The organism is candidate division WOR-3 bacterium (assembly GCA_016867815.1).
Classification (GTDB): domain Bacteria; phylum Hydrothermota; class Tepidihabitantia; order Tepidihabitantales; family Tepidihabitantaceae; genus UBA2258.
The window spans coordinates 1-4725 of the sequence record VGIR01000148.1 but is presented as its reverse complement, the minus strand read 5'-3'; the positions used below and the strand labels follow the sequence as shown (position 1 = coordinate 4725).

Sequence of the window (4725 nt, the reverse complement as noted above, 5' to 3'; positions counted from 1 at the left end):
CACCCCTGCCCGACCCGGGGCGGCCTCCAGGCCGCCCCGGTCGTTTCTCATGATAGTGGAAATCCGCTTCTCGTCGTCAGCTCAGTGTCAGGTGTTCCGGACAGCAATTGATGAAACACGGACTGGCGCAGGCGAACAAAGAGATGTCCGGACGGAATCAACTCAGAGAGCGGAAACCCGACTGCAACGGGGCAACCCGCAATTCCAACTCCGGGAGCGGGATTGAGATCTGTCTCTAGAAGGCGTCGGTTTCCGGCTGATCAACGACAGCAGCCAGGTAGTAGTTGGTGATGATTGCGCCTTCGGACTGAGCCTGCACCCAAACAGCCGCGACCCACAGTTCGTCCTTGGAGTCGGGCAGGACCATCTCAAGCAGGGCCGAATTCTCCTGGCACGCTCCGGCGCGGTGGTCGTTGGTCGTGTAGCCTTTCGTGCTACCGAAGCCCTCGGTGAAAGCCGGCATGCCGGTCCTGGGCCAGGAGCCGAGGATCACGCGACATGACTCTCCCGGGTCGAGTCCCCACTCGTAGTAGAACACCAACCGGTTGGCCGGACCTGGAACCAGCGGCGCGGCGAATACCAGGCGCGTTCCTGACGGAAACGGGCCGGGGAGGGAGATCTGCCCGGCGACCGGGTGGACGCCGACAATCTGTCCGAACATCTGAGCAGGCATCTCACACTGGTCAGTAGCGGTGATCGTGATGGTCGATGTGGCGATGTCGGGAGCCTTCTTGGCAAACCGGGCCAGCCACTCGTTGTACTCCCCCTGACCCCGGCTAGATGCGTGCTCGGCGCATGCCGGCATCAGGTTCTCAACCGACGACCTGCCGCCCTTTGCGTACGGCAGCCGCGGCACGAGGGTCGTGTGCTCACGATAGCACCCGGGTACCGCGCACGCACTTCCGTGCTGCGCGACGACCTCATCCTCCATCTCCGATGGCCAGCTTTCTCCGTCGACGAAGGCGGCATGGTCCTGCCCCGGCGTCGGTGGGTAGTGCGCGGACCCGCAGTCGGGACAAACCATCTCGTGGGTGATGTCATCCCATGCGGCCTCGCGGGCGTTTGCGCACTGCGGACAACGGTAGTGCCAGATCATCGACCCGGTCTCATTTCGGCGTTAGTTCGCAACATACCCATATGGTGCGAGGAACCTGCTCAACTGTCAAGCTCGTTCGCACTCGTCGTCCGCCGCCCGAAACCAGACAACCGTAGACGAGCTGTTCGGCTGCCTGTGGGCGTACTCGCCATGCCCGGGGCGCCCTGGCCTGTCGCCATCGGCGTCGCACATGCCCGGAGCACCGGGCCGGAGAACAGCGCGGCGGAAAACCCCCAGACGACCTCCTCCAGCGGAACGCCTGCGAGCCGGATGCCGACGTTGCCGTGTGGTATCCAGAACGCGTCAATCATGCCGGGGTAGAGCGGGAGCATTACGCCGGCGTAGAAGAACCAGAAGAAGCCGGCGAAGGCGAGTGCGGTCAGCAACGCGCGGGGCGCGAGGTCAGGCCGGAACGCAAACACCAGGCCGGCCGTCAAGGCTATCGACACGGTGGCCGCATGCATGGACCTCAGCTGGACGAGCGTGGTGGTCACTGCGATGAGAACCAGCCCGACCAGGCCGAGCCCCGTCATCCTCAGGTACGCGTGCCAAGTCATCCGGGGGAGACCCGGAAGACCCTGCCGCATCGCCAAGGTCTCAAAGACCCCGGCGGAAATCCCGGCGAGGGCGAAACCGAAGACGAGGTCCTCGACGCCGCCAAAGTGCCACGTCCCGATCCTCACGGGCACGACGTACTTGGGTAGCCAGTAGTCTTGAAGGTGCCATAGCTCAGAGATAAGCGCGGCCGGGGCAAAGACGACACCGGTCCAGACCATGGCAGCGCGTGCCCGGCGTGCCAGGGCGAAGACAACGGCCCACGCAACCAGGAACAAGAGCGCGTAGACGACACACGCATACGTGTAGCTCATCGGTGGTAGACTGCCGTGCGAGCCGGCGCCGGGTTAGATCGAGAGTGGATTGTCTGATTCTAGGAACCGCAGGGGGTGTTGTCAAACGAGGTCGTTTTCCTGCAGCAGCTCTCAGAAGCTACCGAGAGGTCACTTTGCGCGCAGAGCGGGATCGTGCACCGCAGTCGAACAATGCCGCAAGTTGCTGCCTGATTTTGCTGCACATCATCAGGGGTGCAAGTATCAGGCAGGGGATGGGTATGGCAGCGCAACGTCTTGTGATTCCTGCGTTTGTCAAGCTTGGCGACGGCCACCGCTTCTGGCACGGCACTTGCATTGAATGGCATGAACTGAGTTAACTGCACGGAGGAGAATGATGGAGTTTCGAGGCCGCGACCACGGGGGAATGCCGGCTGAGGAGTGGAGTCTGACCTCCCACTCGCCCGGTCAGGAGCGGTGGATACTGAAGATCGAAGAGCTAGTACGTCTGCAGTACGATGCAGAAGATGATGACGGATTAGCCGGGGAGCTAGCACTCACGAGAGCCTGAGACAGAGCGGCTCGCGGCCGTATCTGTTCTGCCCGGCACTAGATCTGGCCGGTTCCAGGGGGGTCGTTTGAGTCCGGGTGGCGCCAAGCAACGCCAAGAAGAAGGAGTCCGGCAGACGGACCGAAGGGTTCGCACAAAGAGACGCCCCGCAAGGGGCGTCTCTCCTTAGTTGGCCGGTATTCCTTCTCTTCAGTCAGCCAGTTGGTAGGGGAGTTGCGTCGGCAATTGGTGTTTATCCCTGGCTCCGCATGCCGACGTCTGCACTCAAGCTGCTGTCCAGACCGGCGTCCGCAGCCGGCATCCGGGTAGGCATCATCAGGAGGGAGGGAACCAGACTCCGGTGGGGCCGAGTTTTGGTGTCCGTCGAGGCCGTTCACCTTCGACCGGAGCAAAGACGCCGCAGCCATAGCGTCGGCCCGGGCCGACTCCTTGTTCCTGCAGCCGGAGAGACTCCGCTGGCGACAGCCCGAAGACCTGTATCTCCCAGCCGATGACGGACCTGCCGTCGATATGCCGGATGTGCCGCTCGTAGGGGCAGACGAATGACCTTCTGCCTTGCTTGTCCGGGTCCGCGCCCTTGCGGCCGCGCCTCGGGCGCAGAGTCGGCATCGCTTTGATGTCTAGCGTCAGGAATTCCCGCTTCAGCCACTCCAGGACCTCGTCGCTGTAGCGGCAGCGCTCGGCCACAACAAACGGACTCGCCAGCCCCGGTACAGGCCTTAGCCGGTACTCGGTCGGCGACCCCAGTCTGAGCGTCGCAGCCTCAACGACGAGAGTCCGGTCGGATAGCGGCAGCAGCCTCTCGGCGTCTTCCGCATTGAGGCGGAATGCGAGGCGGGAGGTCGTGGTCAGGTGAAGGAAGCCGCCGTGCGGGCTGCCCTGTATCGGGACCAGTGCCACGCCCATCTGCGCGGGTTCAGCCATCCACGGCACGACGCCCGCCACGGCCCGATACAGCTGGTAGCCGTGGTCCTGGGGCAGCGGCGTGCCGCGCAAGCGGAAGCTCATCTCAGTAATCGGCATGGCTCATTATGGGCAACCCTGTCCAACTGTCAAACGGGCGGCGTGCGGCCGGAGTCGTCACTACTGTGAGGAGCACTCCCGAGAGCGGCAAGTCACTTGCTTCCCACTGGTATCTGCACCTGCCGAAAGAGCAGTGCCCCCGAGAGTTCGGGGGCACTGAGAGAAGGAACTCCTTCGATCAGCGGATGGCCGCGAGCTTGCCCGTCATGGTGGTCGCGCCTGACACCAGCCGGTAGAAGTACACGCCGGTAGACCCGGGCAGCCTGGCTGAGAGTTCATTCGGTCCGGTATGGCCCTGCGTGGTCGCTCGAGCCACTGTCCGGCCCAGGTCGTCGAAGAATGCGGCCTGCACGGTTCCGCGTGCGGCCAGGTTGAAGGCGACATGGGCCGTGCCGTTTCGATAGCTGGCCCGGCTGGCCGCCACCGAGCCGTCAACCGGCCTCCCCTGGGTGCCAAACGTGAAGGGGAGCACGATCTTGGAGTACGCCGCGATGCCGTAGTCCGGGATCTTGACCGTCTGGCTCGAGTAACCGTATCTGCTGCCATACTCGACTGAGAAGAAGTCGATTGTCCCCGTCTTCTTGTCCTTCTTCCGATCGAGACACGAAAAGAAGGCCGTGTCGGTCTGGTCGAAGTACTCCGCGCCATTGGTGAGGTCAAACACCAGGTTGTGATTCGGGAACGGCCGGTCCGTAATCTGGCCGTCCAGAGCCCAGAACCGGCGGAAGGTGTAGTACGCCAGCGGGTTGCCCGGGCTTCCCGCCCCGAACGTAATGGTGATTCGGTCCCGGCCAGGGTGGGTCAGTTTCACTCGCCCCAGCGCGGTCGGGCTGTACTTGTACCTGTCGAAGGTGACGTACACCCAGCCCTGGCTTAGACCCGCCTTGGCGTTCTTGACGGCGTAGTAGGACATCCAGCAGTAACCCTTGTTGCCCCAGCCCTCACCCCAGGAATTCACCAGCCGGAATGCGCCGGGGCCGTCGGCAGTCATCTTGTTGTCGTCGTAGCCGACGATGCAGAGTGCGTGGCCGCCGCGGCTGCGGCCGTACTTGGTGCGAACAGTATAGACGGTATCGTACTGCTCGATGTTGTCGAAGTTGGGGTAGATGTTGATCCCGAGAACGCAGGTAGTGCGGTTCGCCAGGACCGCCTTGACCTGACCGACGCCGGGGTCCTCCATCATGTTCACGCCGTAGCTGTCATAGCCT

The 4725-nt window shown here is 63.2% G+C and carries 4 protein-coding genes; all 4 read right to left on the bottom strand.

Going from position 1 to position 4725, the window contains the following annotated elements; all coding sequences use genetic code 11:
- Positions 1–235 precede the first annotated feature (235 nt).
- On the bottom strand, positions 236–1096 hold the full coding sequence (locus FJY68_13470) for an HNH endonuclease (protein MBM3332834.1): 861 nt from the start codon (positions 1094–1096) through the stop codon (positions 236–238).
- A 59-nt stretch (positions 1097–1155) separates the two neighbouring features.
- On the bottom strand, positions 1156–1965 hold the full coding sequence (locus tag FJY68_13465; GenBank protein ID MBM3332833.1) for a hypothetical protein: 810 nt from the start codon (positions 1963–1965) through the stop codon (positions 1156–1158).
- A gap of 844 nt (positions 1966–2809) precedes the next feature.
- Entirely contained in the window at positions 2810–3517 is a 708-nt protein-coding gene (gene cas6, locus FJY68_13460; GenBank protein MBM3332832.1) for a type I-MYXAN CRISPR-associated protein Cas6/Cmx6, read from the bottom strand.
- 178 nt (positions 3518–3695) lie between these two features.
- A partial coding sequence (locus FJY68_13455) for a C1 family peptidase (protein MBM3332831.1) occupies positions 3696–4725 on the bottom strand: 1030 nt, incomplete at its 5' end.